Origin of the sequence: Streptomyces atratus (genome assembly GCF_014648655.1) — a bacterium.
GTDB classification, from domain to species: Bacteria; Actinomycetota; Actinomycetes; order Streptomycetales; family Streptomycetaceae; genus Streptomyces; species Streptomyces atratus.
The window spans coordinates 1-500 of sequence record NZ_BMRN01000243.1 but is presented as its reverse complement, the minus strand read 5'-3'; the positions used below and the strand labels follow the sequence as shown (position 1 = coordinate 500).

1 protein-coding gene is annotated in these 500 nt (G+C 70.2%); it reads left to right on the top strand.

Annotated features, from left to right (window positions below):
• On the top strand, positions 1–500 hold a 500-nt coding region (locus IEZ15_RS44310; RefSeq protein ID WP_189282560.1), incomplete at both ends, for an AMP-binding protein.

The following is a 500-nucleotide window of genomic DNA, read 5'->3' as shown; positions in this document are numbered from 1 at the left end:
GGGGGTGAGCTGCACGTCCTGGAGGAGGGTGCTGTCACCGACCCGCAGGCGGTCGCGGCGTACCTTTCCGCGCATCGGATCGACCACTTCAAGGCTGTTCCCTCGCACCTGGCCGCTTTGTCGGCTGCCGGTGGTGTCGAAGGCGTTCTGCCGATCCGGTCGCTCGTCCTTGGTGGGGAGGCTGCCTCGGCCGTGTGGCTGCGGGAGCTGGTGGCCGCCGCCGGTGAGCGCGAGGTTCATAACCATTACGGGCCGACCGAGACCACGATCGGCGTTGCCACCACCCGGCTCACCGCCGAGTGTGTCGCTGCCGGTGCCGTAGCGGTCGGGTCCCCGGTCGCGAACACGCGCTTCTACGTCCTGGATGCGTATCTGCGGCCGGTCGCGCCCGGTGTTGCCGGTGAGCTGTATGTTTCCGGTGCCCAGCTGGCGCGCGGTTACGTCCGCCGGGTCGGCCTGACGGCCGAGCGGTTCGTCGCGAACCCCTTCGAGCCGGGGCG